26 protein-coding genes are annotated in these 25,491 nt (G+C 42.5%); 14 read left to right on the forward strand and 12 right to left on the reverse strand.

What is annotated here, in order from left to right; all coding sequences use genetic code 11:
* Nucleotides 1-227 precede the first annotated feature (227 nt).
* On the reverse strand, nucleotides 228-1,427 hold the full coding sequence (locus N7U62_RS09655; protein ID WP_264137758.1) for a molybdopterin molybdotransferase MoeA: 1,200 nt from the start codon (nucleotides 1,425-1,427) through the stop codon (nucleotides 228-230).
* 44 nt (nucleotides 1,428-1,471) lie between these two features.
* Here N7U62_RS09655 and moaC point away from each other — a divergent pair, with 44 nt between their 5' ends.
* The 3 genes from moaC to N7U62_RS09670 are packed head-to-tail and all read left to right on the forward strand — an operon-like array spanning nucleotide 1,472 to nucleotide 3,968.
* Complete coding sequence (gene moaC / locus N7U62_RS09660) at nucleotides 1,472-1,963, forward strand: cyclic pyranopterin monophosphate synthase MoaC (protein WP_264137759.1); 492 nt, start codon at nucleotides 1,472-1,474, stop codon at nucleotides 1,961-1,963.
* Nucleotides 1,956-3,095 carry an NTP transferase domain-containing protein gene (locus N7U62_RS09665; RefSeq protein WP_264137760.1) on the forward strand — a complete coding sequence of 380 codons (1,140 nt, stop codon included), beginning with the start codon at nucleotides 1,956-1,958 and terminating at the stop codon, nucleotides 3,093-3,095. Before moaC ends, N7U62_RS09665 begins: the two co-directional genes overlap by 8 nt.
* A gap of 42 nt (nucleotides 3,096-3,137) precedes the next feature.
* Complete coding sequence (locus N7U62_RS09670) at nucleotides 3,138-3,968, forward strand: hypothetical protein (protein ID WP_264137761.1); 831 nt, start codon at nucleotides 3,138-3,140, stop codon at nucleotides 3,966-3,968.
* Between the two features lie 322 nt (nucleotides 3,969-4,290).
* Here the strand turns inward: N7U62_RS09670 and N7U62_RS09675 are convergent, their stop codons facing one another.
* Nucleotides 4,291-4,701 carry a molybdenum cofactor biosynthesis protein MoaE gene (locus N7U62_RS09675; protein WP_264137762.1) on the reverse strand — a complete coding sequence of 137 codons (411 nt, stop codon included), beginning with the start codon at nucleotides 4,699-4,701 and terminating at the stop codon, nucleotides 4,291-4,293.
* Entirely contained in the window at nucleotides 4,698-4,940 is a 243-nt protein-coding gene (gene moaD / locus N7U62_RS09680; protein WP_264137763.1) for a molybdopterin converting factor subunit 1, read from the reverse strand. Before moaD ends, N7U62_RS09675 begins: the two co-directional genes overlap by 4 nt.
* A gap of 119 nt (nucleotides 4,941-5,059) precedes the next feature.
* On the opposite strand from moaD, the gene N7U62_RS09685 reads away from it, so the two are divergent.
* Together N7U62_RS09685 and moaA are read left to right on the forward strand one after the other, a co-directional pair.
* Entirely contained in the window at nucleotides 5,060-5,422 is a 363-nt protein-coding gene (locus N7U62_RS09685; protein ID WP_264137764.1) for a DUF7009 family protein, read from the forward strand.
* Nucleotides 5,423-5,427: 5 nt separating this feature from the next.
* Nucleotides 5,428-6,432, forward strand: coding sequence for a GTP 3',8-cyclase MoaA (moaA, locus tag N7U62_RS09690; RefSeq protein WP_264137765.1), 1,005 nt, complete (start codon nucleotides 5,428-5,430; stop codon nucleotides 6,430-6,432).
* 5 nt (nucleotides 6,433-6,437) lie between these two features.
* Here the strand turns inward: moaA and N7U62_RS09695 are convergent, their stop codons facing one another.
* Together N7U62_RS09695 and N7U62_RS09700 are read right to left on the reverse strand one after the other, a co-directional pair.
* Complete coding sequence (locus N7U62_RS09695; protein ID WP_264137766.1) at nucleotides 6,438-7,193, reverse strand: hypothetical protein; 756 nt, start codon at nucleotides 7,191-7,193, stop codon at nucleotides 6,438-6,440.
* Between the two features lie 212 nt (nucleotides 7,194-7,405).
* Complete coding sequence (locus N7U62_RS09700) at nucleotides 7,406-8,098, reverse strand: SIR2 family NAD-dependent protein deacylase (RefSeq protein WP_264137767.1); 693 nt, start codon at nucleotides 8,096-8,098, stop codon at nucleotides 7,406-7,408.
* Between the two features lie 130 nt (nucleotides 8,099-8,228).
* Between N7U62_RS09700 and pta the strand changes: the two genes are divergently transcribed.
* From pta to N7U62_RS09715, 3 genes are all read left to right on the forward strand, one after another.
* Nucleotides 8,229-10,337, forward strand: a complete 2,109-nt coding sequence (gene pta, locus N7U62_RS09705) for a phosphate acetyltransferase (protein ID WP_264137768.1) — start codon at nucleotides 8,229-8,231, stop codon at nucleotides 10,335-10,337.
* Between the two features lie 52 nt (nucleotides 10,338-10,389).
* A complete protein-coding gene (locus tag N7U62_RS09710; RefSeq protein ID WP_264137769.1) occupies nucleotides 10,390-11,586 on the forward strand; it encodes an acetate/propionate family kinase in 1,197 nt (398 codons plus the stop codon).
* Between the two features lie 82 nt (nucleotides 11,587-11,668).
* Nucleotides 11,669-12,637 carry a GSCFA domain-containing protein gene (locus N7U62_RS09715; RefSeq protein WP_264137770.1) on the forward strand — a complete coding sequence of 323 codons (969 nt, stop codon included), beginning with the start codon at nucleotides 11,669-11,671 and terminating at the stop codon, nucleotides 12,635-12,637.
* On the opposite strand, the gene N7U62_RS09720 is transcribed toward N7U62_RS09715, so the two are convergent.
* A complete protein-coding gene (locus tag N7U62_RS09720) occupies nucleotides 12,634-13,005 on the reverse strand; it encodes a DNA gyrase inhibitor YacG (protein ID WP_264137771.1) in 372 nt (123 codons plus the stop codon). The genes N7U62_RS09715 and N7U62_RS09720 overlap by 4 nt on opposite strands.
* A 181-nt stretch (nucleotides 13,006-13,186) precedes the next feature.
* Between N7U62_RS09720 and N7U62_RS09725 the strand changes: the two genes are divergently transcribed.
* Nucleotides 13,187-13,525 (forward strand): single-stranded DNA-binding protein, encoded by a 339-nt coding sequence (locus N7U62_RS09725; protein ID WP_264137772.1) that lies wholly within the window; start codon nucleotides 13,187-13,189, stop codon nucleotides 13,523-13,525.
* A 57-nt stretch (nucleotides 13,526-13,582) separates the two neighbouring features.
* Here N7U62_RS09725 and N7U62_RS09730 read toward each other — a convergent pair whose 3' ends face one another.
* Nucleotides 13,583-14,545, reverse strand: coding sequence for an ROK family protein (locus N7U62_RS09730; RefSeq protein ID WP_264137773.1), 963 nt, complete (start codon nucleotides 14,543-14,545; stop codon nucleotides 13,583-13,585).
* An 89-nt stretch (nucleotides 14,546-14,634) separates the two neighbouring features.
* Here N7U62_RS09730 and N7U62_RS09735 point away from each other — a divergent pair, with 89 nt between their 5' ends.
* The gene (locus N7U62_RS09735; RefSeq protein ID WP_264137774.1) at nucleotides 14,635-15,621 is read left to right on the forward strand and encodes a YheT family hydrolase; all 987 of its coding nucleotides are present in this window, start codon (nucleotides 14,635-14,637) and stop codon (nucleotides 15,619-15,621) included.
* Here the strand turns inward: N7U62_RS09735 and N7U62_RS09740 are convergent.
* The 5 genes from N7U62_RS09740 to N7U62_RS09760 all read right to left on the reverse strand — a co-directional run bounded on the left by N7U62_RS09740 (nucleotide 15,596) and on the right by N7U62_RS09760 (nucleotide 20,071).
* Nucleotides 15,596-16,654 carry an alkane 1-monooxygenase gene (locus N7U62_RS09740; RefSeq protein ID WP_264137775.1) on the reverse strand — a complete coding sequence of 353 codons (1,059 nt, stop codon included), beginning with the start codon at nucleotides 16,652-16,654 and terminating at the stop codon, nucleotides 15,596-15,598. The genes N7U62_RS09735 and N7U62_RS09740 overlap by 26 nt on opposite strands.
* 66 nt (nucleotides 16,655-16,720) lie before the next feature.
* A complete protein-coding gene (locus tag N7U62_RS09745) occupies nucleotides 16,721-17,401 on the reverse strand; it encodes a porin family protein (protein WP_264137776.1) in 681 nt (226 codons plus the stop codon).
* A gap of 75 nt (nucleotides 17,402-17,476) precedes the next feature.
* Nucleotides 17,477-18,400 carry a TolB-like translocation protein gene (locus tag N7U62_RS09750; protein WP_264137777.1) on the reverse strand — a complete coding sequence of 308 codons (924 nt, stop codon included), beginning with the start codon at nucleotides 18,398-18,400 and terminating at the stop codon, nucleotides 17,477-17,479.
* Between the two features lie 45 nt (nucleotides 18,401-18,445).
* Nucleotides 18,446-19,723, reverse strand: a complete 1,278-nt coding sequence (locus tag N7U62_RS09755; protein ID WP_264137778.1) for an RNA polymerase sigma factor — start codon at nucleotides 19,721-19,723, stop codon at nucleotides 18,446-18,448.
* Nucleotides 19,724-19,729: 6 nt separating this feature from the next.
* Nucleotides 19,730-20,071, reverse strand: a complete 342-nt coding sequence (locus tag N7U62_RS09760; RefSeq protein WP_264137779.1) for a YciI family protein — start codon at nucleotides 20,069-20,071, stop codon at nucleotides 19,730-19,732.
* A 236-nt stretch (nucleotides 20,072-20,307) separates the two neighbouring features.
* On the opposite strand from N7U62_RS09760, the gene N7U62_RS09765 reads away from it, so the two are divergent.
* The 4 genes from N7U62_RS09765 to N7U62_RS09780 all read left to right on the forward strand — a co-directional run bounded on the left by N7U62_RS09765 (nucleotide 20,308) and on the right by N7U62_RS09780 (nucleotide 25,483).
* Nucleotides 20,308-20,748, forward strand: a complete 441-nt coding sequence (locus N7U62_RS09765) for an SRPBCC family protein (RefSeq protein WP_264137780.1) — start codon at nucleotides 20,308-20,310, stop codon at nucleotides 20,746-20,748.
* Between the two features lie 482 nt (nucleotides 20,749-21,230).
* Nucleotides 21,231-23,264 (forward strand): transketolase family protein, encoded by a 2,034-nt coding sequence (locus tag N7U62_RS09770; protein WP_264137781.1) that lies wholly within the window; start codon nucleotides 21,231-21,233, stop codon nucleotides 23,262-23,264.
* Nucleotides 23,265-23,286: 22 nt separating this feature from the next.
* The gene (gene fsa, locus N7U62_RS09775) at nucleotides 23,287-23,943 is read left to right on the forward strand and encodes a fructose-6-phosphate aldolase (RefSeq protein ID WP_264137782.1); all 657 of its coding nucleotides are present in this window, start codon (nucleotides 23,287-23,289) and stop codon (nucleotides 23,941-23,943) included.
* A 220-nt stretch (nucleotides 23,944-24,163) separates the two neighbouring features.
* On the forward strand, nucleotides 24,164-25,483 hold the full coding sequence (locus N7U62_RS09780; RefSeq protein WP_264137783.1) for an AAA family ATPase: 1,320 nt from the start codon (nucleotides 24,164-24,166) through the stop codon (nucleotides 25,481-25,483).
* Nucleotides 25,484-25,491: the final 8 nt, after the last annotated feature.

Here is a 25,491-nt window from a genome sequence, read left to right on the forward strand (position 1 = left end):
GAAAATCGGGACAGATTATTATTTTATTTTTAGGCATGGCATTTGTACCATACCGTTCATCAGCAATAGGATAATATATGAAATCGATCAAAAAGTCACTAAAGTTCATTTTCAGCCTGTTAGCCTATATTCTCTTTTTGAGTTTTTTAGGTTGCCAGGAAAACGTGCTTACTAGCAATCCCTTCGAAGGGACGCAGTTATTTGCTCTAGGAAAATGACAGAAGAGATTAAAGGGAAAAATAGAAATATCTTTCCCTTTTTTTATAAACAGACTTACCAGCTGGCAAATACAAAAAACCACTGATCTCAGCCAGATTAGCTAAATCCCCCGAACCATTCCCTGGCTTTGGAGTAGCGAGGAATACACCATCGACACAGCTCACCTCTACTTGCAAGAAATACCCCAAATCAGGTTTAAAAGAAAAATCCTCAGTCAACTCCGCTTCTATCATCTGCTTACTCTCTTTCAACTGCGACTGCATCCACTCTAAAAAATAATAACGGTAACAGGCAAGAGTAGAAATCGGATTACCTGGAAAGGCAAAAACGACTGTTTCGTTTGCAATAGAGCCAAACCAAAAGGGCTTACCCGGTCGCTGAGCCACACAGTGAAAGTGCTTGACCACTCCCAGTTCCTCCAAAATTTCAGGTAAATAATCTGCCTTACCTTTAGACACGCCCCCACTTAATAAAACCACGTCAAACTGTCTCAGTATTTTACTGAGTTCCAATCTCAACTCTTCTTTATCATCCATCAAATGAAACGCCTGACAAGGCACATTCAACGCCTTTAGTGATGCTTGAATCATCCCAACATTGGACTTTCTGATCTGGAAATCTTTTGGCGTTTCGTTTACATCCACCAACTCATCCCCCGTAGATATCACGGCTACTTTGGGCAAGGCTTTCACTTGCACTCGGGACATGCCTACAGTCGCCAGTATCGCTACAGTGCCTGCGTGTATGATGGCACCCTCCTTCAGCAGCACCTCCCCTTTTTGGTGATCCGATCCCTGAAGGTGAACATTTTTATATGCAGGTATCTCCAATTCCGGAAGAACCGCGAAACGCCTCCCTTCCTCCTCGACGAACTCAACATCTTCGTATCTCACCACCACGTCTACACCTTCCCCTAAGATTGCACCTGTCATGATTTCAATACAGGTATTGGCCTCCTGCACGGCCAAAGCAGACTCGCCAGCATATTGCTCGCCTACACATTCGAACCTGCGCTGCCCCCGATTGTAATCTTCAGATCGAATCGCAACACCATCCATGGTCACACGATCAAAAGGCGGAAAATCTCTGTCTGCACCAACCTCTTCAGCCAGGACACGTCCTATGCTCTCATGGAGTTCTACTTCTTCTTTTCCCCAGTCTACCGCAACCGAATGGATAATATTTCTGGCTTCTTCGACACTAATCATATCCTGATCTTATAATTTTGGATAAAATTAATACTTTCACAGGCATGGCTGAATCGAATCCACAAGGACTTTCTCACATCGACAAAAACAATGACCCAGCGATGGTAGATGTATCTGACAAAAGCATCACCAAACGCAGTGCAACCGCCAGATCTAAGGTGCAGGTGAGCGATGAAATTCTGGCCTTGTTCAAAGACGGCGACATTCAATCCAAAAAAGGACCAGTCTTTCAAACAGCCATCATTGCGGGTACCATGGCAGCCAAAAAAACCGGCGAATTGATCCCGCTATGCCACCCTATTGGGCTGGATGCCTGCGATATAGACATTCAGGTTCAGGAGAAGGAGATCATCATCAAATGTACCTGCCGGATCGCCTCTCGTACTGGTGTGGAAATGGAAGCACTGACGGGGGCCAGTGTAGCTGCCCTTACCATCTACGACATGTGCAAAGCGCTCTCTCACAACATCGTAATCTCGGAGACACGACTATTAGAAAAAACTGGAGGCAAAAAAGACTTTTTTCATCATGACTAAAAAACATCAAAAGCACGCCAAAATCGCCAAGCCAAATTTTGGAGAGTTCGCCAGAAACGAATTTTCCATCCTAGGCACTCCATGTGGAGAAATCAAGAAAATTGCGAACATAATTAGTCAATCACTATCCTCAGATTACAAAATCGCCTATGCGGATGCAGACCACAAAAGTGCAGATGATCAAAGCAATTTGACAGGCAGCACACTGGCTAAAGGCAATACCATGGAATATGTCGACAAGATTGATTTCCATCGTTTTGATCATCAGGGGGAGATGAATCCCTGGTTGTTCAGGCCTTATTTTGATCAGATGGATCTGGTCATCGTCAATGGCAATCACTTCCCAGCTAAACAGCAAATTGTAGTTTTGGATCCCAAAAAGCCACTGGAGAAGAAGCTTCACAAACTGACCCATGTCGCTTTGATCCTGACCACCGAAAGCCAGACAGCCATCCCTGATTATCTCAAAGAGCATCTATCAAAGCAAGAGGAAGACGTCCCATGTCATTCTCTCGCAGACGAGAAGGCACTCATCGACTGGGTTAAACACTACCTAAGTTCTAGTATGGCTCTTATCAATGGGCTGGTACTGGCCGGAGGTAAAAGTGAGCGTATGCAAAAGGACAAAACCCTGATAGCATACCATGGCAAGGCGCAGAAAGAACACATGTACGATCTGCTATCACAATTATCCCAGGAGACCTACTATTCTATAAGGGAGGATCAGGAAGAAAACGAGGCCTGCATCAAGGATAGCTTTGTAGGATTGGGGCCGTATGGTGCCATCTTATCGGCCTTTCGCAGCAACCCTAATCGCGCCTGGCTGGTAACTGCCAGCGACCAACCTTTTTTGGACGAATCGGTTCTGGAGCTTTTGATATCGAAGCGTAACCCCTCGAAAGTAGCCACAGCGTTTTACAATCCGGAGACGGATTTTCCAGAGCCATTGATCACAATCTGGGAACCAAGAGCTTATCCCTTGTTGCTACAGTTCTTGAGTCAAGGATACTCCTGCCCAAGAAAGGTACTAATCAACACGGATATCGAATTGGTAAAGCTGGAAGACGCCTCTGTGCTCAGAAATGTAAATACCCCAGAGGAGTATGAACAAGCGGTGAAGGAGATTGGGTAATCAAAAACAAAAATAATTTAGCCTATACAGAATCAATACTTTTTGTCACAATCACCCTATAATATCAAAGCTGCTTTAGAGCAGCATATGCCAAGTTTCCTACAACTTTTGGGAAACAACAACATCTCTTGGAATAGAATAAATCAGATCTTTGAAGAGTATATACAGAAAGCCAAGGAAGAATTTGCTGAAACTCAAACTCTAATTACTCGTGAAGCCACATTCTTTAGCATCATGAAGAGCCAAGTTACAGGAGATGGGCTGGGTGCAGCACAATTCGACTTTTATGATCAACTGTTTAATGATCTTTTTCATTTGTTGTCTTATCAAGAACGAAATATGCTAGGTGGGACTTTGAAAAGCATTTTGATTCAACTTGAAAAAGACTACCTTAATTTTATCGGAGAATTAGCCGTTTTATACTTTTACAAAATCAATACAGATTTCAAACTTATTAAAGTTGAGGAAAAAGTATTTGACAATAAAAACATCTCAGCAGACTTCCTTTTCAGTTCCGAATCATTAAATGATCAATTTTTAATTGAAGTTGTTAATATTCATTTAGAACAAAGAAAGAGTTTAACCCAACCCCTCCTAAAAAGATTGATTGAAAAGAAAGTCATGGATAAATTAAAATCCAAAGAGATTCTTCTTAAGAGCAATATGTCGCTTCAACCTCTCATCTGGTGCAAAAATTATGACCAAGTTAAATTGGTTTCTGACTTCTACAAATTATATTCAACTCCGACCCAAACTCATAAATCACTTAGCTACATATCCTTAACTGATAAAAATGGTAAATTTTATCATAGAATTAACTTTGCTGATAAGATTCTCTGCGACTATGATGATTTTCATATCATCCCTTTTTAAATCCGTTCAATTTCTTCTTTCTTGAAAATTTTCCCAGCCTAAGATAAGAATTAAACCGAACTATACTATAAATGCAGATGACACCAATCACCTCCCTACCTCCGCAATACACCTAAAACCAAGAAATATACTAATATCCGTGTATGTCAAATTGACCAACAGCTGGTCTCTTTCCAGTAGTGTATCATTTTGGACAAAACCAAATACCTTGAAGGAAATAAATCATTACCAGATAAGCCCAAGCGGACGCTAGAGCTAGAACCCTAATTCGTATGATGGATCACACGCCCTCTTTCTGCTTTTCACTTTCAACTTTGAACTCTCACGGGTGCGCCGCTACCCAGACCTCTCCATCCTCGAAGATTTCCTTTTTCCAGATCGGTACTGTTTTCTTAAGTTCGTCAATGATGAATTTACAGGCCTGAAAGGCATGCTCCCGATGAGGAGTCGACACGGCGATGACCACTGCCTCCTCACCGATCTCTACTGTTCCTACCCGATGCACGATCGCATAATTCAAAATGCCCCATTGGCTACAGGCACGGTCTGCAATCTTCTGCAGCTCCTTGATCGCCATGGGTTCGTAGGCTTCAAAGTCCAGACGCAGTACCTTTTTGCCTTTGGTTTGGTTGCGAGTCGTCCCTATGAAAACATCTATGGCTCCTCCCCCATCGTCTTTGACCGATTCGATCAGGGCCAGCGTATCTATCTTATGGTTTACAATCTGAATCATCCGCCACTCACCGGAGGTATGATCGCCAGTTCATCCCCACTTTTGATTTGATAATCATCTTCTACATAATCTTCATTGACAGCCAGCACCACGGATTTGAGCTGCTTTAACCCCTCATATCTGTCCTTGAGCAAAGACATAACTTCAGCCACAGTCTCTCCTCCTTTCAGATCCAGTTTGATCGTCCTATCCCCAAACAAATCCCGGGCAATCCCAAAAGCTAAAATGGTAATGGTCATAAGCAATATTTGAAGTCAAATATATAATCATCTTTAATAGGATGGTCATATATCAGGAAAAATGGCAACAAAATGACAGCTTCTTTAGACGAAAGCTCAAAGAAACAGTAATTTTAAGCATGAAATTAAGAATACTAAACAACTCCATCAGGTTAAGAGTGAGCCAAAGTGAAGTAGATCAGTTTGAGCAAACGGGAAAGGTTTCGGGGCGCACTGATTTTGGAAACCAAAGTTTAGTATACACCCTTGCAATCAAGGAGGGTATTTCTAAGATCGACTCAAGTTTTGAAAACAATGAGATCATCATCTTCGTTCCTACTTCAGAGGCCAAAGCCTGGTTAAATCCAGAGAATGTTGGTTTCAGAAACGAGGAAGGTTCGGATCTCAAAATCTTGGTAGAGAAAGATTTTCAATGCCTTCACAAGCGACCCGACGAAGATGAGTCAGACAGCTTTCCTAACCCACAGGCGATCCAAAACTAAAGCAATTGCAAAAACAGCAGCACATACTCACCGACAACTGGGGCAGACAGATGGACTACCTAAGGATAGCCATCACCGATCGCTGCAACCTGCGCTGTTTCTATTGCATGCCCGAAGAGGGAATCCATTACCTTCCTAAAAAGGAATTGCTCACTTATGAGGAGATATTGAGGCTAACGCAAATATTCTCGTCACTAGGAGTCAAAAAAGTCAGAATCACAGGCGGTGAACCTTTCATTAGAAAAGACCTGATGCATCTATTAAAGGGCATTAAAGCCATAGAAGGTATCGAATCGCTCAACATCACCACCAATGGGGTATTGACAGAGTCGTTTATACCTGAGATGAAAGAGCTAGGGATTAACCATGTCAATTTGAGTCTGGACAGCCTGGATCCAGAAAACTTCTTTCGGATCACCAGGAGAAACGAATACCAAAAGGTCATGAGTACCTTGGACGCCCTACTCTCGCACGGTATTCATACCAAAATCAACATGGTAGTGATGAATGGTAAAAATGAAGGTGAAATCATCAGCATGGCCGAACTGGCCCGTCACAAAAACATCGAAGTACGATTCATCGAGGAGATGCCCTTTAACGGTAGTGAGACACAGCAGTCAAAAATCTGGAGTGCTCCCCAAATCCTCGAGACGCTCCGATCACACTATCCCAATTTGACAGCTATCCAGGGAGATCCGCATGCCCCAGCTACTCAATATACTTCGCCAGAGCTCAACGGCAGCATAGGCATCATTGCAGCCTATAGTCGAAGCTTCTGCCACGGTTGCAACCGCATACGACTGACCGCTACCGGTACAATCAAAAATTGTCTTTATGATAATGGGGTACTGGATCTAAAAGAGCTGATGAGATCGGGGACATCTGATGATCAAATCAAAGAAACACTGATCAGCACTGTAAAAAAGAAAGAAAAAGACGGAATCATAGCAGAAGCCAATCGCCAAAACGATGCTGGCATCACCGAATCTATGTCAACTATTGGAGGTTGATCGAATCAGAATATGTTTCTGACAGATATCAAGGCCTCTTCTTCGAGACTTTCAAATTTCTTGTCCGCATACTTGTAAAACTTCACTGCCAATATCAATGCGGTAGAAGCATTTTGAGAGATCGGGCCGCTTTCCAACAATCTCAAATGAGCAGTCATTGGTTGCGTAGAAGTCTTCAAAATAGGAAGCATTTGTGATTCAAAACTACCAAACTTACCATCCGATTTAGGCGCCAGCATTTCAAACACCTCCGACTTTCTCACAAAATCAGAAACGGCTACCAATCTCGCCTCGATTTTGAAGTTAGTTGCTTCAGCAGGAACCTTGATGTCGTTTTTCGGAATGAAAGAAGGAATATGAACGATGGCATGTCCTTTGTGTGATCCTGATCGGATACAAATCTTAGTATTTACCGATTCATCAAAACTTCTCTTTTCATTCAGATCAAAACCAACTACCTCGTTAGCAGCGTGCTCTAGAGAAAGTTTGCCCAGTGCTTCTAAAGTAGTATTGATTTTAGAAGCCAACTTCTGTTGACTGTAGTTACTGGTGAGTGTAGAGAGCTCACGACCCAGACCCAAATGAATGGCCTGACTCATGTGAGTTGCCACGGCGAACTTATTTTTCTCAGACGGCTTTTCTTCAATGGTTGAATCCGCAGCTGAGGACCGACCATAGATATTAGATGGACTCGAAACTGAACTCGAACCCAATCCCTCTGTGTAGAAATAAGTACTGCGTAACTCTAAGTTTGACGACATAGCTGTATGGTAGATTAAGGTCTATAAAATTGCTTTTATAGGTAGTAATAATTTTTCTCACTGTGAATATAAAAAATTAATTCAAGAACACAACACGAAACACCTTAATATCAGGCATTTATAGGTACTAAATCCTATAATTTTACGCAAAAACACTATAACACAAACAGCTAACTGCGAAAAGGCAGAAGAACCTGCCCGTTTTTGAACTTTCAACCAAAATCCTTGCGAATTTTCTCTATCGCCTTCACCACACCTGTGCTGGCCTTTTCTTCGTAGCAATAAAGTTGCTTATAACTGGGCAACTCCGGCATAGCCGGATCAATGACAAACTTGGGAATATTTAACTTGGCATACTGCAGCAGACTAGCCGCAGGATAGACTACCAAAGAGGTCCCGACCACCATAAAAATATCTGCATCCATAGCCTCCCTGATACCTGCTTCCATCATAGGTACCATCTCGCCAAACCAAACAATATGAGGCCTGAGTTGCGCGCCCTTCTCACAGGTATCGCCCCAGTTGAGCTCCCATCCTTCCATATCATACACCAGCCTTTCGTCCGCTGTACTTCGGGACTTGAATAGCTCCCCATGAAGATGGATCACGTACTTAGAACCCGCTTTCTCATGTAGGTTATCTACATTTTGAGTCACGATGCTAACTTCAAAATCTTTCTCCAGGTCTACCAAAGCCAGATGGCCTTCATTAGGCTCGGCAGTCAAGGCTTGTTTTCTCCTTTGATTGTAAAAATCCAATACCAGCTCAGGGTTCCTGTCCCAGCCCTGTGGAGAGGCCACCTCCATTACATCATGTCCTTCCCACAGCCCATTGGAATCTCTAAAGGTACGGATACCGCTCTCGGCGCTAATCCCAGCACCAGTCAAAACCACTATTTTCTTCATAGAATTATTCCTAATTAGTTAATATCTTGCTCCTGATATTCATTAGACCAAGGTGTGATCTACGTCACCTAAACTTAATTATTTTCGCTCTAACCTTGCAACCAACAAGGAAAACAACCCCAAATAACAAATGTCAAATTCTGTTTTTATTTCGACAATAGAACCCAATACAGGTAAATCTCTCATTTCATTAGGCTTGATGGAGCTTCTTTTAAGAAAGACTTCAAAAATTGGATACTTCCGCCCCATCATCAAAGGCAAACAAAAAAGAAGGGATTATCATACCGAACTAATTCTGTCCTATTTCAATCTGGATCAAGATTATGAAGACACCTATGTCTTTTCAGGTGATCAGGTCAACAATATGTTAGGATCAGGTCAGTTCGAAAAAGTAATTGATCAGATACTGGAGCAATACAAAAAACTAGAACAAAAGTATGACTTCATCCTCGTAGAGGGAACCGACTTTGTTGGTGAGAACATAGCTTTTGAATTTGAACTGAATGCGGCCATTGCCAAAAACCTGGGTAGCCCGATTCTCATCGTAGGTACGGGTCAAAACAAAAGCCCTGAGGAAGCAACGAGCGCACTCAAATTTGCACTGGATTCCTTCGAAGAAGAAGAGTGTGAGGTAATAGGTGCTATCATCAACCGCGTTGAAGAAACGACAGCCGAATCCTTTAAAGCTACCTTGAAAAAGAAACTAGGGGGAACAGGTAAAAACAAAGAGCTGTCCGTTATCCCAGACAACAGCATCTTGAGTAGTCCAAGTGTTGCAGAGATTGCAGAGCAAATCAACGCCAAAATACTATTTGGTACGGAGTACATGCACAAGCAGATCGTCAGTCGATACTCTGTAGCTGGTATGACGCTTTCTAACTACCTGACCTTCCTGACGGAAAATTGTGCCGTGGTGGCTTCCGCTGACCGTGCAGAGATTATCATGGGAGCCTTGCAAGCTCACCAGTCTAAGAACTTCCCCAACATCTCTGCCATCATCCTGACAGGTGGATTTGATCTACCTGAGCCGATTTATCATCTATTGAAAGGGCTGGAGACTACAGTCCCTATTTTGAAGGTGACACCTAACACCTTTCAAACTGCGATCGATCTAAACAACGTAAAATCCAATTTGTCTCTCGAGAACCCAGACAAAATCAAATTGGCTCTGAAGTATTTCAATGATCAGATCGACGCGACCAATCTGGAAAACAAAATCATCAGTGTCAAACCGAGAGGGATGACACCAAAGATGTTCAAATACAGCCTGAACCAAATGGCTTACTCTAACAAGATGCACATCGTTTTACCGGAGGGAAATGACGAACGCATATTGAGAGCAGCAGAGCAGCTTCAAGCCATGAACATTGTCGAACTAACGCTCCTATATAGAAATCCAGAGGAAGTCATCAACAAAATCAAAACGATGGGTCTCAACCTGGATTTGGACAAGGTGCATGTGATGGCTCCTGCCTCTTCCCCTAACTTCAAGAAGTATGTCAATCAGCTTTTCGAATACAGAAAGGCCAAAGGCATCACTATGGAAATAGCAGAAGACCTGATGAACGATGTATCCTATTTTGGCACCATGATGGTACAAATGGGAGATGCTGATGGCATGGTATCTGGTGCAGTCAACACGACGCAGCACACCATCAGACCTGCCCTCCAGTTCGTCAAAACAAAACCGGGTATCAAAGTGGTCTCTTCAGTCTTCTTCATGTGCCTGGAGCACCGTGTCTTGGTCTATGGTGACTGTGCAGTCAACCCTAATCCTACAGCCGAACAATTGGCTGAGATAGCGGTTTCATCTGCCGAAACAGCCAAAGCCTTTGGGGTGGAACCAAGAGTAGCCATGCTATCTTACTCTTCCGGATCATCTGGAAAAGGCGAGGAAGTCGAAAAGGTGAGAAAAGCCACAGCCATTGCCAAGGAATTGGCACCTCATATGATGATCGAAGGGCCGATCCAATATGATGCTGCGGTGGATCCAGAGGTAGGCAAGAAGAAAATGCCAGATTCTGAGGTTGCGGGTCAGGCCACTGTATTGATCTTCCCTGATCTGAATACGGGCAACAATACTTATAAGGCTGTACAGCGGGAAACTGGCGCCATAGCCATAGGACCGGTATTACAAGGACTCAACAAACCGGTAAATGACTTGAGTAGAGGATGTACTGTAGAGGATATCGTCAACACGGTAATCATCACGGCCATCCAATCACAAAACACGAATTAATTATCAAGAGACTCACGATCTCCTACTACTTAGACTAAAACATAGAACACGCATGAAAATATTGGTTTTGAATTCCGGCAGTTCTTCACTGAAGTTCCAACTATTCAATATGCCTGAAGGGGAAGTCCTCTGTGCAGGACTGGTTGAAAAAATCGGGGAAAAGGAAGGGAATCTAGAAATAACAGCTGGAGAAGAATCCATTGCTATTCAGGCTCCATTCTCAGACCATAAAGACGCCCTGAATCAGGTCGCCAAAAGTTTGATGGATCCTAAATTGGCCATTATCTCCTCTCCAGAAGAAATAGATGCGGTTGGACACCGTGTTGTTCATGGAGGGGAAAGCTTCAGTGCTACTACACTGATAGACGAAGAAGTGAAAAACAAAATCAGAGACCTGATCCCACTTGCTCCTTTGCACAACCCAGCGAACCTGCAAGGTATCGAAGTGGCAGAAAAAGTCTTTGAAGCGGCAAAACAATATGCAGTCTTTGATACAGCCTTTCATTCTACGATTCCAGAATCGGCCTATCGCTTTGCTATACCCGAGGAGCTGTACAAGAAGTACGGAACCAGAGTCTATGGCTTCCATGGCACCTCTCACCGATTCGTGTCGCGACAGGCCATAGAGCATCTCGGACTGGCCAATCAAGAGAGTAAAATCATCACCATTCATCTGGGCAATGGCTGTAGTATGGCGGCTATTAAAGATGGAAAGTGCATCGACACCTCCATGGGACTAGGCCCCCTCTCTGGCCTCATCATGGGCACACGATCTGGGGATATCGACCCTTCGGTCATATTCTACCTCCTAGAGCAGGGATATGAAATCGAAGAGATCAAAAACATCCTAAACAAAAAGAGCGGTATGAAAGGCCTCACTGGAGACAATGACCTTCGCAACATCAATGAAAGAGCCGCAAACGGGGACTCAGCAGCACAAACGGCTTTGGACATGTACAGCTACCGCATCAAAAAATACATCGGTTCTTATATAGCTGCTCTAGGCGGCCTGGACGCGATCGTATTCACTGCGGGAGTCGGAGAAAATGATGCTGCCACTAGAGCCAACAGCTGCCAGGGACTTGAGGCATTTGGCATCTCCATCGACGAGACTGCAAACCAAATTCGAAGCAAAGAACTCCGTGAAATTCAAAATGGAAAGGTGAAGGTTTTGGTGATCCCAACTAACGAGGAATTCGAAATCGCACGACAGAGTTATCAATTGAAACAAGGAGAAAATCCATATTAGATCACAAAGCACTGAAACAAATAGATTTACATCCAGTATAATGTGATAATTTTCTTTTAAATTAGGAAAAATCCTTACCCAAATGACACATTTCAGGACCGAACTATATATTGATGAAAACCCCGATAAAATAGAGTATGACTCTAAAATCTTATCTATGGGTTCTGGCTTTACACGAGCTCTGTCCGATCCTTTGGCCAAGTATAACTTCAACATTGTTAGCAATCCCTATGGGACGATTTACAACCCGGTTTCGCTATTCAATTTGATTCGATTCACTGCCGAAAGGACTGACATCAATCAAAATTTCGTGACCGAAAAAGAAGGCTACTGGAACCATTTTGATTTTCACCCAAAGCAGAACTATGAAACTCGTGCAGAGCTCATCAACAGCCTTCAAGAGAAGGTTGATGAAACGCATGACTATTTCAAAAAAAGCGACTACCTCATACTTACTCTGGGTTCGGCATTTGTCTACAAGCTAAACAGCAATAAAAAAATCGTAGCAAATTGCCATAGGGCCGATCAGAAATTGTTTTCCAAGGAATTGCTGTCCCCACAAACGATCGTTGATAGTTTCAGACAGATATACAAGTCCCTGAATGGAATTAAAAACATCATCCTGGTGGTCAGCCCAGTACAACATACCAAAGACACCCTAACACTCAATGCCGTCAGCAAATCAGTACTTCGACTGGCAGCTCATATGATTGTCAATGAATTTCCTTATGTCAAGTACTTTCCTGCCTATGAATTCCTACTTGGAGATCTGAGAGGCTATCAGTTCTATCAAAAGGATCTGATCCACCCAAATGAATTAGCTACGGATTATATCTTCAAAAAATTCGTTGAAGCTTATTTTCATAAAGATATCAAAGAGGACATCTTGTACATCGAGGACATGCTGAGCGAAATGCATCACGCCCCCTACAACCCTCAAAGCAAAGACTATCAAAAAACTTTGAGAGAAGCGATGAAGCGTCTAGACGGATTGACTGAAAAGATGGATCTTTCAGACATCCTGAACGACTTGAAAGGAAGGATGATTTAATTAAAATCCTTTTTGACAATCAGCAAGACAAAGTCATCGTCTAACAACAAGTAGCCCTGATCATAACAATACCTATATTGTTGGCCTGATTTAGTAGTGTATATACTTGTGTGATATTCAAAATCGAATCCTTTTTGCAAGAGCTTACTCTTCGGTAATTTGGTTTTACCATCCGGGTTCAAATCAAGCAGGATCCTGCGATTCTTCCTCAAGGTATTATTGATGTTTCTAACGAGGTTGACAGCATCCGAATTGCTTCGGTTGTTATAGGCGTTTCGGCAAGCATCCGAACAGAACTTCTTATCCGCTCTACCAAAAACAGGTCTTTCACACTCGGGACATAGCCGGGGGTTGGTCGTTTCAGTCATAATCACAAACTACTGAATATCTGAAACATAAACAACAACAAACGGTTACAATCGAATAAAATCGACTACAATCGTTTAACAACCGAATCCACTTGCACCCCTTTCTCACCTTTGTTTTGTCAAACGACAATTTCATCTACCACTAAAGGTGAAATCTTTAATCACTTAATTATTAAACATCATGAATACTTTAAAAAATCACGTACAACTAATTGGTAGATTAGGCAACGATCCAGAATTGAGAAACTTCGATAGCGGAAAACAAATGACCACATTTTCGCTGGCGACCAACGAGAGCTACACCAACAATCAAGGTGAGAAGGTGACCGACACACAATGGCATCATGTGGTGGCATGGGGAAAGAAAGCCCAGACCATCAACACCTATCTAAAGAAAGGCAGCGAAGTAGCGATACAAGGCAAACTAGTCAATCGCAAATACGAAAAAGATGGTGCCACCAAATACGTCACCGAAATCAACCTCAGTGAAGTCCTGATGCTAGACAAGAAAAATGATTGAATAAACTGATTGAGCTCTGCTGCAAAATATCAGGCAGCAGAGTTTACTTCTTTGACTTTAGGCGATAGACACTTTCTGCTCGAACTCGGTCCAGCCCAAGGCAGCCCCACCCAGTACCGCAGCATTGCGATCCATTAGAGAAGAAGGTCTAAGGTCTACCATATTCTTAAATGGCTTAAACATCTTTTCTTCCATGTAGTGTTTGGCTGGGTCCAGGAGATACTCTCCCGCTTTCACTAAACCACCGAATAAAAAGATTGTTTTTGGACTAGTATGCAATACGGTATCTGCTAATTTCTGTCCAAGGATTTTCCCAGTGTATTCGAATGCCTTGATGGCTATATAATCGTGGTTTTTGGCTGCATCGGTGATTACCTTTCCGTCAATTTGATTGTAAGGAACATCACGCAATACACTTGGACGCGTGTAGTCGGCCATTAACTTAGAAACGGTTCTTTTGATCCCTGTAGCGGACACGTAAGTTTCGAGACAACCCTTGCGTCCACAAGCACAATGGCGGCCATCAGGGTTCACGCTGACATGTCCAATCTCACCGGCCATTCCTGAATATCCATAGACCAACTTACCATCTACGACGATACCACTTCCTAGTCCAGTCCCTAAGGTAAAAAGAACGAAGTCCTTCATCCCCTTGGCACCCCCGAATAGCATCTCACCCAAGGCCGCAGCATTGGCATCATTGGTCAAGGCAACAGGTATCTTAAATTTATCTTGAAACAGCTGTCTGAATTCAACTATCTCACCCCAATTGAGGTTCGGTGCGTGTTCGATAGTCCCCTTGTAGTAATTGCCGTTTGGAGCTCCGACTCCAGCGCCAATCACATGGTTATCCTGGATTAATTCGATCACGTGGCTGTAGAGCAAATCCAAGAAAGTATTGATATCAGCATCGGCCTGAGTTGGGAAATTACCCTCATTTTTGATGTTTCCATCTCGGTCGACCAATCCAAATTTAGTATTTGTTCCCCCAATATCAATTCCTAGTACGTATTCAGCCATTTTCTTCCTATTTTTAGAAGCCAAAAATAGAGTTTCAGATAGACAAACGGAACTCTGTATGGAAATTTATAACCCCTACATCCTAAAAAATGCCCATTATTCCTCATTCTGCTTATGGCAATTTTCTTCATCCCTTAAGAAGTGGGCACCTCGAAACCATCCTACCTAGTTTATACCGAAAAGTACGTGGTGTTACGTACAAAAGAGAGCGCATCGAAACCGTAGATGGTGACTTTTTGGACTTGGATTGGCTCAAAAGAGGATCTAACAAGCTCATCATACTGTCTCATGGACTAGAAGGCAGTTCGGAGCGACACTACATGAAAAGTGCCGCCAAATATTTCAATCAAAAAGGATACGATGTTTTGGCCTGGAACTATCGAAGCTGCAGTGGGGAAATGAATAAAAACCTAAGACTCTATCATCATGGTGTGACCGACGATCTTGAGTCTGTGATTAATCATGCCATTGACACTCGAGAGTATAAACGAATCGGGCTGGTTGGCTACTCGATGGGTGGCAGCACTACTTTGAAATATCTGGGAGAAAATGGATATAACGTGCCCAAGCACATCGTAGGAGCTGCAGTATTTTCTGTGCCATGCAACCTTTGGGACAGTGCCCATCAGTTGACTTTTTGGGAAAACAAGTTTTATCAAAATCGATTTCTCAAGAAGCTGAAGGAAAAAGTAAAAAAGAAACATGAGCAGTTCCCAAAATCATTCAGCATTGAGGGAATTGATGATATCACTTCATTTGGTCAGTTTGATGAGAACTACACCGCACCTCTACACGGTTTTAGAAATGCCCGTCATTTCTACAAGACCTCCACCTCTGACCTACACTACCACAGCATCAAAGTGCCATCGCTCATTGTGAATGCGCTAAACGATCCGATGTTGGGCGAAAAGTGCTACCCCTACGAAGCTTGTAGACAAAACGAATACCTCACATTAGAAACACCAAAATCAGGAGGACATGTAGGCTTTAGTCTCAGAGGCAAGACCTACAGCTGGATGGACAAGCGGGCACACGAGTTCATAGATAGTTTTATGACGGAGTGGACGCTGCACTGATAGCGCCCACCTTCGGGTTCATCACCCAAAACCACAAAGGAGGCACAAGAGACAGAAGCATCATTCCCGGATAGCCAGTTGGCATCTGAGGACTGCCTTCGTGATGCCTCAGGATCTGGTACTTTCGACTTGCCAAATAGTGATGATCCGAATGTCTCGACAATTCAAATAACATCAATCGCCCCAGCATATGATTGGAATTCCAGGAATGCCAGGGCATCACACGCTCGTATCTACCACTGTCACTCTTGTTGCGACTCAGGCCATAGTGCTCTATGTAGTTGACAGTCTCCAATTGCAGTATCCCAATCAAAGCTGCCATCAGAAAAGCCAACATAGCCCACCAACCAAAGAAAGAGTAAATCGCCAACACCAGAGCCAATTGTATCATCTGAAAAATTAACATCTCATTTTGTAGACTAAAAAATGGCAGGCCTTTAGACTTCAACCGATTCCTTTCCAATCCCCAGGCAGAAACATATGCCATACTGATGGATCGAACCCAAAAGAAATAAACAGGTTCACCTTGTCTGGCTGACGAAGGATCCTCAGGAGTTGAAACATTTTTGTGATGTCCCCGATTGTGCTCTATATAAAAATGCATGTAAAGCGATGTGAGCAAGAGCAGTTTTGCCAGCAGTCGCTCCCCTTTTTTGACACGGTGACCGAGCTCATGGCCCACGTTGATTCCTAACACCCCGCAGGAGATACCCATCGCCGAAATTAGACCTATGTTCTCTATCGTAGTAAAGGATGATCCGCTCATCCTAGATAGGAAATAAATCAACAAGCCATATTGAACAGGGACAATCGCGTAAACCAGAAAATCATAGATTCGATCTTGCTTGATGACCTCCTCTTCTGCTGACTCTAAATTGCGACTATCAGAGGGGAAGAAAAATTCCAATGCCGGGATCATGAAATAGGAATATAGAAGGGCCGACCATGTCCACCACCCTGAAGAGGTCATGGAGAAAAAAGCCACAAGAGGAATGCTAAAGGCACTCAGGTATTTTAGAAAACGAAAATTCATCTTTCAAGACAATGCTGTCTTCCAAGATAAACGATTTCGAATCTATCTCAAAAAGAAAGAAGTGGATCAGAAAGTACCAAAAGAGACCAAATAACCCAGTGTAACTCCTACGACCATATGATTGGACAAAGTAGGCTCACCAGAATCAAAACTTGGCGGATCGATGTGATTGCTGAGGCTATAACTAAAACTGGCCTCCAACATAAAAGTACCAATTCGAGAATCATAAAAAGATCCTACTCCCCCTCTAAAACCATATCCGAAATTCGGATCTCGATCAGGATCGTAAGGAAAAAACTTTTCCTCTTCTAAGATATTGTCAAAATCCGCATCAGAAGTCTCAACAGAAATCAAATACTCGAAAAAACAACCTGCGTTAAAAAAGAGGTGAAACTTTTCTTTTCCAGTATGGAGGTTAAACAAGAAGGGTAATTCTACATAATTGAATTGCTCGCTGTAGTCCTCCGCATTTTCAAAGCGCTGGATGTAGCCCTTTTGAGAATAGTTCAGTTCACCCTGGATACCTATGTTGTTTCTAAGGAAATTCATCACGATGATTCCTCCCGTATATCCATTCTGGATATCCTGAGGAATATCATAGCCTCTATAGAATGAATGGAACCAATTGACTCCCGAAGAATTATAGCCTCCCTTTAAGCCTACGTATGTTCTTCTCTCATCCTGTGCAAAAGATTGAGCATAGATGACAAGCATCAAAGCCAGACTGAAAATGAATTTGCTTTTCATGAGCGCCAAAATTAGGGAAATCAAGGGATATACGAAGCAAGCTCTCTTATTCTTATGACGAAAAATACCGACTTGTCATTTCTGATTAAAATCCACCTGATACAAACGACTGGTTCCATCACTGTATTGGCCAATTGCCTCTTTTAGACTCTCCATCGAATCAAAATCCTCCGCTTCCACCATGCTTCTACGGCTGGTAAAGTAAAGTTTACCTGTTTTGGGATCTACAAAGGGGCAGTAGTCCATTTGTGCAGAATTAACTTTTTCTCCCAGGTTTTCTGCCAATTGCCACTGACCATCTTTTCGATAGGAAATATACAAATCTCCGCTTCCATAGCCATCACCTCGCTGATAGGCCCCAAAAATCAGATAGCTCTCGTCAGGTGCTATGAAGGCATTGTACTCATATCCTTGACTGTTGATCGTCGTGTCTAGAGAAATAGGGGTTTGGTAATTTTCGTCCTTCCATTCCGCAAAAAAGACATCATCCTTCCCTTTCGTTTCAGGAGAATCGCGAGTGAAATATAAATTACCATTTTTAGCAAGAGATGGATAGAACTCGCCATATTCGGTGTTGATGGGAGCCCCCAAATTGACCGGCGATGACCAGGCAGATTTTTTATTTTTTCGCTCTACATACCAAATATCAAAATCCTTTGGTTCACCCATTCCATCCAGCGGTCTATTGGACACAAAATAGAGTCGCTTTTGATCAGGCGAAACAAAAGGCTCCAGGTCTTTGTATTTACCAGAAAAAGGCATCAGAACAGCCTCTCCCCAACTACCATTTTCCTTAGTGACTCTCACAATCTGAGAGACCTCCTCCAATGGACTTTGAATCGTAAAATATGCCTCGGCTCCATCCTGAGTCAATGCCAAATCGCGTACTTTAGGAAATTCTGACACTCGATTTTCCAGAAATGGATACGGAGAGTCTTGAGCCTCAGATAAGGCAGGAAATATTAAAAGCAGTGCGACAAAAAAGAATGTATGTTTCATCGAATTATTTTTATGCATAACAATTGGCCATCCCATCTCCCCTAACTACTCCTCAAGTTGTTGCATTTTGTTTTCTAACAGCTTGCGTTCGGCGGGAGATTGAGTCAAATCTAATGCCCTCTTCCATGCCCTCCTGGCTCTGGTTGGTTCTTGGGATTTCAAATACAATTCTCCCCATGCCGCATGATAAAGATAATATTTCTGTAACACCTTTATATCATCTACTTTTTGCAAAGCGTCTTTTGCCACTTTCACGCCAGATGCCTCTAGTAGCGCCATACAGCGATTGACATACACCACAGCATCAAATCCCTGATCGAGAAGCAAGTCATAATACCCTAAGATCGCTTGCCAATTGGTGTTATCGTAGGACGAGGCAGCACAATGCTCATAAGCCAGAGCCGCTTCTATATGATAGCGAGATACCCTCTCTCCAAAAGCAGCTTTGTTCAGAAAAGCATGGCCGCTATGAATCAACTCCTGATTCCACTGAGAACGATCCTGATCTTTGAGCAAAACCAATTGTCCCTCCTGCCCCACTCTACTTTCTGATCTGGCAGCATGGTAGCACATCAGGGCCATCAGAGCATAGACTTCAGGCAAGCGAGTAAGAGGATGCTGAAGCAATGCTTGTCCCAACTGTAGAGCCTGAGCGATGAGGTCTTTTCGTACCAATTGATCGGAATGTGTCGCTTTGTATCCTTCGTTGAATATTTGATAAATGGCCTGCAGTACTGAGGCCGAGCGATTCTCCAGCTCATGACCTTCTGGAATCGCCAACCTCATTCTTTCCTCTTTGAAGAAAGTCTTCGTTCTATAAATTCGTTTTGAAATAGTGGCTTCCTCAGTCAGAAATGCTCGGGCTACTTCTCGAGTACTAAAACCACAAAGTGACTTAAGAATAAAGGTGATTTGGTGATCGATATGTATTTCTGGATGACAACAAGCAAACATCATAGCCAGAAAGTCATTCTGAATTTTCTGATCATCAAAAAAATCATCCATCGTTACCTGAAGAGTATATTCAGAACTTAACAGTATTCGACCTGGCTCTGTAAAATCAAACACCTGATCGTGGCGCCTTTTTCTTAGCTGATCGATGGCCTTGTTTTTGGCCACTCGGTAGAGCCATGCCCTTGGGTTGTCTGGGAGACCTTTGAATTTCCAGGATTCCATTGCTGCCAATAGCGCTTCCTGAACGACATCCTCAGCCAGTCCGATATTCTGTATTCCAAAAATCTTGATCAATACAGCAACCATCTTCCCAGATTCAGCTCTGAAAAGATGGTTTAATGTATCATCGATTGGTTGAGTGGTTCCCAAATCAGATTACATTGGGCTAATTTCTCGTACTTCCAGCGTACAATTATGTTCAAAACCCGGACATCCCTTGGCGATTTCAGCGGCCTCTTTTAGGGTTTGGGCTTTGATCATAATGTATCCACCCACCATTTCTTTTCCTTCGGCCAATGGGCGATCGATCACCGTTTTACCCCCATCTATTATTGATATTGCCTCGGCTTTCAAAGGTTCTCCACCTATCAGCTGACCTTTCTCAGCTATGGCTCCCATCCATTTTTGCCAATCCTGCATGTGCTTTTCCATTTCTTCTGGTGACAGTTGGGCCATCTCTTCGTCACCTCCTCTGATAATCATCATGTACTCATTCATAATTTCTAAATTTTTAAAGTGAATAATATTTGTTTCACCCTTAAGTCGAAGAGGAAACCGAAATTTGGACAAGCCCTCTCATTTTTTTTCAAATTAATGAATCATTCCTTATCCTAAAAACCTTAAAAGACCCTATCTAAGCTGTATTTAAACAGATATCGGAGATTAAGAATTAATTTATTGGCTGGTTTAAAGAATCACTAGTAAATTAATTCTTTAATTACTTTAATTATCATATGGCCTTTCAAGACGTACCTAATCAAATTCATTGGAAACTTCATTTTTCATCTACAGTTGACAAAGTCTATCAAGCTTTGAATACTGACGAAGGGCGCAGTGGTTTTTGGGCCGAAACGGCTCCCGAGATAGACGGACATGTTCATTTCAGTATCCTAAACTACCCAACCTATGAAGCTAAAATCATCGACAGAAAAGAGAATGAATACTTCAAAATTGAATACTTCGGGACAGAGGTCACCTTTACCCTCAGAGAGTCCCGCCAAGGCGGAACCATTCTCAATATGTTTGCCTTTGTAACCAACACGGAGGCAAAAGAAGAAATGACTGCAGGCTGGGTATCCGTTCTGTTGGCGATGAAGGCATCAGTGGATTTTGGGGTGGACTTGCGAAACCACAGTGAGATCAGATCCTGGCAGCAAGGTTTTGTAGACAATTAATTGAATAACCATTCTTTTTATTCTGATGTTTCGAATCTAATCACTACCTATTTGTAGGCTTATCTTTCTGTTGGCTAACCCAATTCAAACAGGCTTTTTCCTTATTTAATAACATATCCCAGGCCAGGCAGGTTCATAAAACAGGGTGCGAAAAAACTTTTTTACTGATAAAGTGTAAAAACAACACTTTATTTATTACCTTGCAAACGAATTACTTGGCAAAGTGCCTCATTCAACATAAAAACACGGGGCAAATACGCTAGAGTCCGACATATTTTTAGGCTTACGCCACCCTTCGCCAAGTGAAGTATAGGTGAAAGGGAAGTGAAGGGGGCTTGCAGTATGCGGATTGATGACCAGAAACGGATTAATATCCACCTTTGAGGTATTAAAATAATAGATTTTAAATTAGTTTTGGGTTTAGTAAATGCCTTGGATTTAGAAGATTTCCGAGGCATTTTTAATTTCTAGAAACATTAAAAATGAAGACAGTAGACTTACAGGCAGCAGACAACATTAGAGCATTGGCCGTTTCCATGGTGGAAAAGGCTAAATCCGGACACCCAGGAGGCCCCATGGGAGGTGCAGATTTCATGCACATCCTTTACTCAGAATTCTTAAGATTCGACCCAGAAAACATGTCCTGGCATGCCAGAGACAGGTTCTTCATGGATGCTGGACACTTGTCCTCTTTGATGTACGCGCAGTACAGTCTGATAGGAAAATATTCGATGGAAGATCTTTCAAACTTCCGTCAGTGGGGATCAGTTACTCCAGGACACCCTGAAGTAGATATCGAAAGAGGTGTAGAAAACACTTCAGGACCTTTAGGTCAGGGACACGTAATGGGTGTAGGAGCAGCCATTGCTGCTAAGTTCCTTCAAGCCAAATTTGGCAACTGGATGGACCAAAAGATTTATGGTTTCATTTCTGACGGTGGTATTCAGGAAGAAATCTCTCAAGGCGCAGGACGTATAGCAGGTCACCTTGGTTTGAACAACTTTATCATGTTCTTCGATAGCAACGATGTGCAGCTATCTACCATGACCGAGGAGGTAACTACAGAAGACACTGCCATGAAATATGAGTCATGGGGATGGAAAGTGATCACGATCGATGCACACAACCATGACGAAATCAGAAAAGCATTGACAGAAGCCAATGCAGAGACCGAAAAGCCAGTATTGATCATCGGTAAGACGATCATGGGTAAAGGCTGTGTAACTGCTGAAGGCGAAATGTTCGAAGGACACTGCGAACTACACGGTCAGCCAATCGGTGCTACTGGTGCTGATTATGCCAAAACATTGGAAAACCTGGGTGCAAACGCTGAGGATCCATTCCAAATCTTCCCAGACGTACAAGCGCACTATGCAAAAGTATTGGCTGATAAAACAGCTGCCGCAAAAGAAGCTTATGCGAAAGAAGAAGCCTGGAGAAAAGAAAATCCTGAATTGGCAGCTAAGCTAGACCAATTCATGACTGGTAAATTGCCAGAAGGAATTGACTTCTCTGCGATCGAGCAAAAAGAAGGTGTCGCAACTAGAGCAGCTGGTTCTGCAGTATTGGCTTACCTGGCTGACAAAGTAGAAAACATGATCGTTTCTTCTGCTGACTTGTCTAACTCAGATAAAACTGACGGCTTCTTGAAGAAAACCCGTTCGATCCAAAAAGGAGATTTCGGTGGATCTTTCTTACAAGCAGGTGTGGCTGAATTGACCATGGCAGCTATCGCCAACGGTATGGCACTACATGGTGGCGTGATTCCAGTAGTAGGTACCTTCTTTGTATTCTCAGATTACATGAAGCCAGCCATCAGATTGGGAGCCATTCAGGAACTGCCTGTCAAATATGTGTGGACGCACGATGCATTCCGCGTAGGAGAAGACGGACCGACTCACCAGCCAATCGAGCAAGAAGCTCAGATTCGTTTGATGGAAAAAATCCAAAACCACAGCCACAAAAACAGCTTTGTAGCCTTGAGACCAGCTGATGGTGCAGAAACTACTGTAGCATGGAAAATGGCTTTGGAAAACACAGAAGTATCAACTGGTTTGATTCTTTCTAGACAAAACATCAAAGACCTTCCTGCTAAAGGAGCTTCAAGATATGAAGATGCCCTTCAAGCAGAAAAAGGTGGATACCTGGTGAAAGAAGTAGAAAATCCAGACATTGTATTGATCGCAAACGGATCAGAAGTTTCTACTTTGGTAGCTGGAGCAGCTTTGCTAGAAGAGAAAAAAGGATTGAAGATCAATATTGCTTCTATCCCATCTGAAGGTATCTTCAGATCTCAGGACAAAGCCTATCAGGAATCTGTAATCCCTACTGACAAGCCAATCTTTGGTTTGACTGCAGGATTGCCTGTTAACCTAGAGGCACTAGCTGGACCAAATGGAAAAGTATTCGGTTTGGGTCACTTTGGATACTCTGCTCCTGCTGGCGTACTGGATGAAAAATTCGGTTTCACTGGAGAGAATGTATACAACCAAGTAGTAGAATTCTTAGGATTATAAAACGACTATAAATACAAGAGATATGAAATTTTTTATCGATACAGCCAATCTTGATCACATCAAGGAGGCATATGACCTAGGTGTTTTGGATGGTGTAACTACCAACCCATCACTGATGGCCAAAGAAGGCATCACTGGTGAAGAAAACATCAGAGCACACTACAAGAAAATCTGTGATATCGTAGACGACAAAGTAAGTGCAGAGGTAATCTCTACCGAGTACGATGCGATGTTGAAGGAAGGATTGGAGCTTGCTGCAATCGATCCAAAGATCGTAGTAAAAATCCCAATGATCAAAGACGGTATCAAAACCATCAAGGCATTGAGCGACAAAGGTATCAGAACGAACTGTACTTTGATTTTTAGCCCAGGCCAGGCGATTTTGGCTGCTAAGGCTGGTGCTTCTTACATCTCTCCTTTCATCGGTAGATTAGATGATATTGGGTTTGATGGTATGAACCTAATCGAGCAGATCGTAGGTATCTACGACAACTTTGGTTTCGAAACTGAAATCTTAGCTGCATCTGTGAGAAACCCGCTTCACCTGATCAAATGTGCTGAAGTAGGTGCTGACGTAGTGACTTGCCCATTGAGTGCAATCACTGGTCTATTGAACCACCCATTGACAGACAAAGGGTTGGCTCAATTCCTTGCAGATTACGCAAAAGGAAATAGCTAAGTCGAAGGACACAAAGATTCAAAAAAGCGACGTGCACTATGTACGTCGCTTTTTTTTTGATATTAAAGCTAGCTGTATTATCATTAATTTTTGAATCTAAATAAATGAAACAGGGATGGGTCAAACAATGATGCCGAACTATCAGATTAAAGAACTTTTAAGAAATGAAATTCTATCTACTGTCCCTACGTAATTCAACGAGCTTCAACCGCGTTAACATATGAACGAAGAAATTAATAAACTGAAGCAAGCTTTAGCTGCCTCACCGGACAATCAATATCTCCAAGTATTGATTCTAGATGCACTGACCAAAGGTGAATTCTGGGATGAACTCCAAGGAGAATGTCTTGATTTATTAGCCCAGGATCCTTCTAATCATCAGGCAAAACTAGGGCTGGCGAAGAGTTATTTTGGAAAAGGAAATTTTAGTACGTCTGCTGTAGTTTTGGAAGAGCTAATCAAGCAAAATCCAAAGGATGTGGATGCCTATGTATTACTTTGTAAAACCTTTATGGCCGAAAACAACCTATCAGAGGCCGTCAATACTTTCCAACATATAAAAACGCTTAACCCAAACTTTCAAGATCAGGAAATAGAAAGCAAACTGCTAATCAATCAAGAAATAGAACCTGATACCAAGGATGATCAACTTACCGATGATTTAGAAACTCGAATTTTCGGAAAATCGAAAAAAACCACCTTTCAGGATGTAGGTGGAATGGAATACGAAAAGGAAGAAATCAGTTTAAAAATCATTCATCCACTCTCTCATAAAGAGCTCTATGAGTCATACGGAAAAAAAATAGGCGGTGGAATTCTCTTTTACGGCCCTCCAGGTTGTGGAAAAACCTTTCTTGCTAAAGCCACTGCCGGTGAAATAGACTCTGATTTCATTTCAGTAGGAATTGATGATATTTTGGACATGTATCATGGACAGAGCGAAAAGAAACTAAATCTGCTCTTTGAAAAGGCGAGAGCCATGTCTCCATGCGTACTATTTTTCGATGAAATCGATGCATTAGGAGCCAACAGAAATGACTTAAGAAGCAGTGCAGGGAGAAACCTGATCAATCAATTTTTAGCAGAGTTGGATGGTATTGATAGTAAAAATGATGGCATTCTGGTAATTGGGGCTACCAATGCGCCCTGGCATTTAGATTCTGCCTTTAGAAGGCCTGGTCGATTTGATCGGATGATATTTGTGCAACCGCCATCTCTTGAAAGCAGAACAGAAATATTCAATCTAGCACTAAAGGGAAAACCTTTGGATGATATTGATTATGCTAAACTTGCTAAAAATGCCAAAGAGTTTTCTGGTGCTGATATCAATGCGGCCATAGATATAGCAGTAGAGGGGAAATTGCAAGAAGCAATGAAGGTAGGAAAACCATCCTTATTAAGGACAAAAGACCTCCTCAGTGCTATTAACAAAGTAAAGCCAAGTACCAGGGAATGGTTTCAAACAGCAAAAAACTATGCGCTTTATGCCAATGATTCGGGTCTATACGACGATATTTTAACCTACTTAAAAATAAAGTAACAAGAAAT

The sequence above is a fragment of the Reichenbachiella ulvae genome (assembly GCF_025833875.1).
Lineage (GTDB): Bacteria > Bacteroidota > Bacteroidia > Cytophagales > Cyclobacteriaceae > Reichenbachiella > Reichenbachiella ulvae.

Bases quoted from the DNA above. Each gene is read 5' to 3' on its own strand.
- N7U62_RS09740 (WP_264137775.1), bottom strand. From the start codon at position 16,654: ATGAATTTTCGTTTTCTAAAATACCTGAGTGCCTTTAGCATTCCTCTT.
- N7U62_RS09695 (WP_264137766.1), bottom strand. From the start codon at position 7,193: ATGTCGTCAAACTTAGAGTTACGCAGTACTTATTTCTACACAGAGGGA.
- N7U62_RS09760 (WP_264137779.1), bottom strand. From the start codon at position 20,071: ATGAATGAGTACATGATGATTATCAGAGGAGGTGACGAAGAGATGGCC.
- N7U62_RS09655 (WP_264137758.1), bottom strand. From the start codon at position 1,427: ATGATTAGTGTCGAAGAAGCCAGAAATATTATCCATTCGGTTGCGGTA.
- N7U62_RS09675 (WP_264137762.1), bottom strand. From the start codon at position 4,701: ATGATTCAGATTGTAAACCATAAGATAGATACGCTGGCCCTGATCGAA.
- N7U62_RS09700 (WP_264137767.1), bottom strand. From the start codon at position 8,098: ATGAAGAAAATAGTGGTTTTGACTGGTGCTGGGATTAGCGCCGAGAGC.
- N7U62_RS09765 (WP_264137780.1), top strand. From the start codon at position 20,308: ATGGCCTTTCAAGACGTACCTAATCAAATTCATTGGAAACTTCATTTT.
- N7U62_RS09730 (WP_264137773.1), bottom strand. From the start codon at position 14,545: ATGGCTGAATACGTACTAGGAATTGATATTGGGGGAACAAATACTAAA.
- moaD (WP_264137763.1), bottom strand. From the start codon at position 4,940: ATGACCATTACCATTTTAGCTTTTGGGATTGCCCGGGATTTGTTTGGG.
- N7U62_RS09720 (WP_264137771.1), bottom strand. From the start codon at position 13,005: ATGACTGAAACGACCAACCCCCGGCTATGTCCCGAGTGTGAAAGACCT.
- N7U62_RS09770 (WP_264137781.1), top strand. From the start codon at position 21,231: ATGAAGACAGTAGACTTACAGGCAGCAGACAACATTAGAGCATTGGCC.
- N7U62_RS09745 (WP_264137776.1), bottom strand. From the start codon at position 17,401: ATGAAAAGCAAATTCATTTTCAGTCTGGCTTTGATGCTTGTCATCTAT.
- N7U62_RS09735 (WP_264137774.1), top strand. From the start codon at position 14,635: ATGCCCATTATTCCTCATTCTGCTTATGGCAATTTTCTTCATCCCTTA.
- fsa (WP_264137782.1), top strand. From the start codon at position 23,287: ATGAAATTTTTTATCGATACAGCCAATCTTGATCACATCAAGGAGGCA.
- pta (WP_264137768.1), top strand. From the start codon at position 8,229: ATGTCAAATTCTGTTTTTATTTCGACAATAGAACCCAATACAGGTAAA.
- N7U62_RS09780 (WP_264137783.1), top strand. From the start codon at position 24,164: ATGAACGAAGAAATTAATAAACTGAAGCAAGCTTTAGCTGCCTCACCG.
- N7U62_RS09665 (WP_264137760.1), top strand. From the start codon at position 1,956: ATGACTAAAAAACATCAAAAGCACGCCAAAATCGCCAAGCCAAATTTT.
- N7U62_RS09685 (WP_264137764.1), top strand. From the start codon at position 5,060: ATGAAATTAAGAATACTAAACAACTCCATCAGGTTAAGAGTGAGCCAA.
- N7U62_RS09710 (WP_264137769.1), top strand. From the start codon at position 10,390: ATGAAAATATTGGTTTTGAATTCCGGCAGTTCTTCACTGAAGTTCCAA.
- N7U62_RS09725 (WP_264137772.1), top strand. From the start codon at position 13,187: ATGAATACTTTAAAAAATCACGTACAACTAATTGGTAGATTAGGCAAC.
- N7U62_RS09750 (WP_264137777.1), bottom strand. From the start codon at position 18,400: ATGAAACATACATTCTTTTTTGTCGCACTGCTTTTAATATTTCCTGCC.
- N7U62_RS09715 (WP_264137770.1), top strand. From the start codon at position 11,669: ATGACACATTTCAGGACCGAACTATATATTGATGAAAACCCCGATAAA.
- moaC (WP_264137759.1), top strand. From the start codon at position 1,472: ATGGCTGAATCGAATCCACAAGGACTTTCTCACATCGACAAAAACAAT.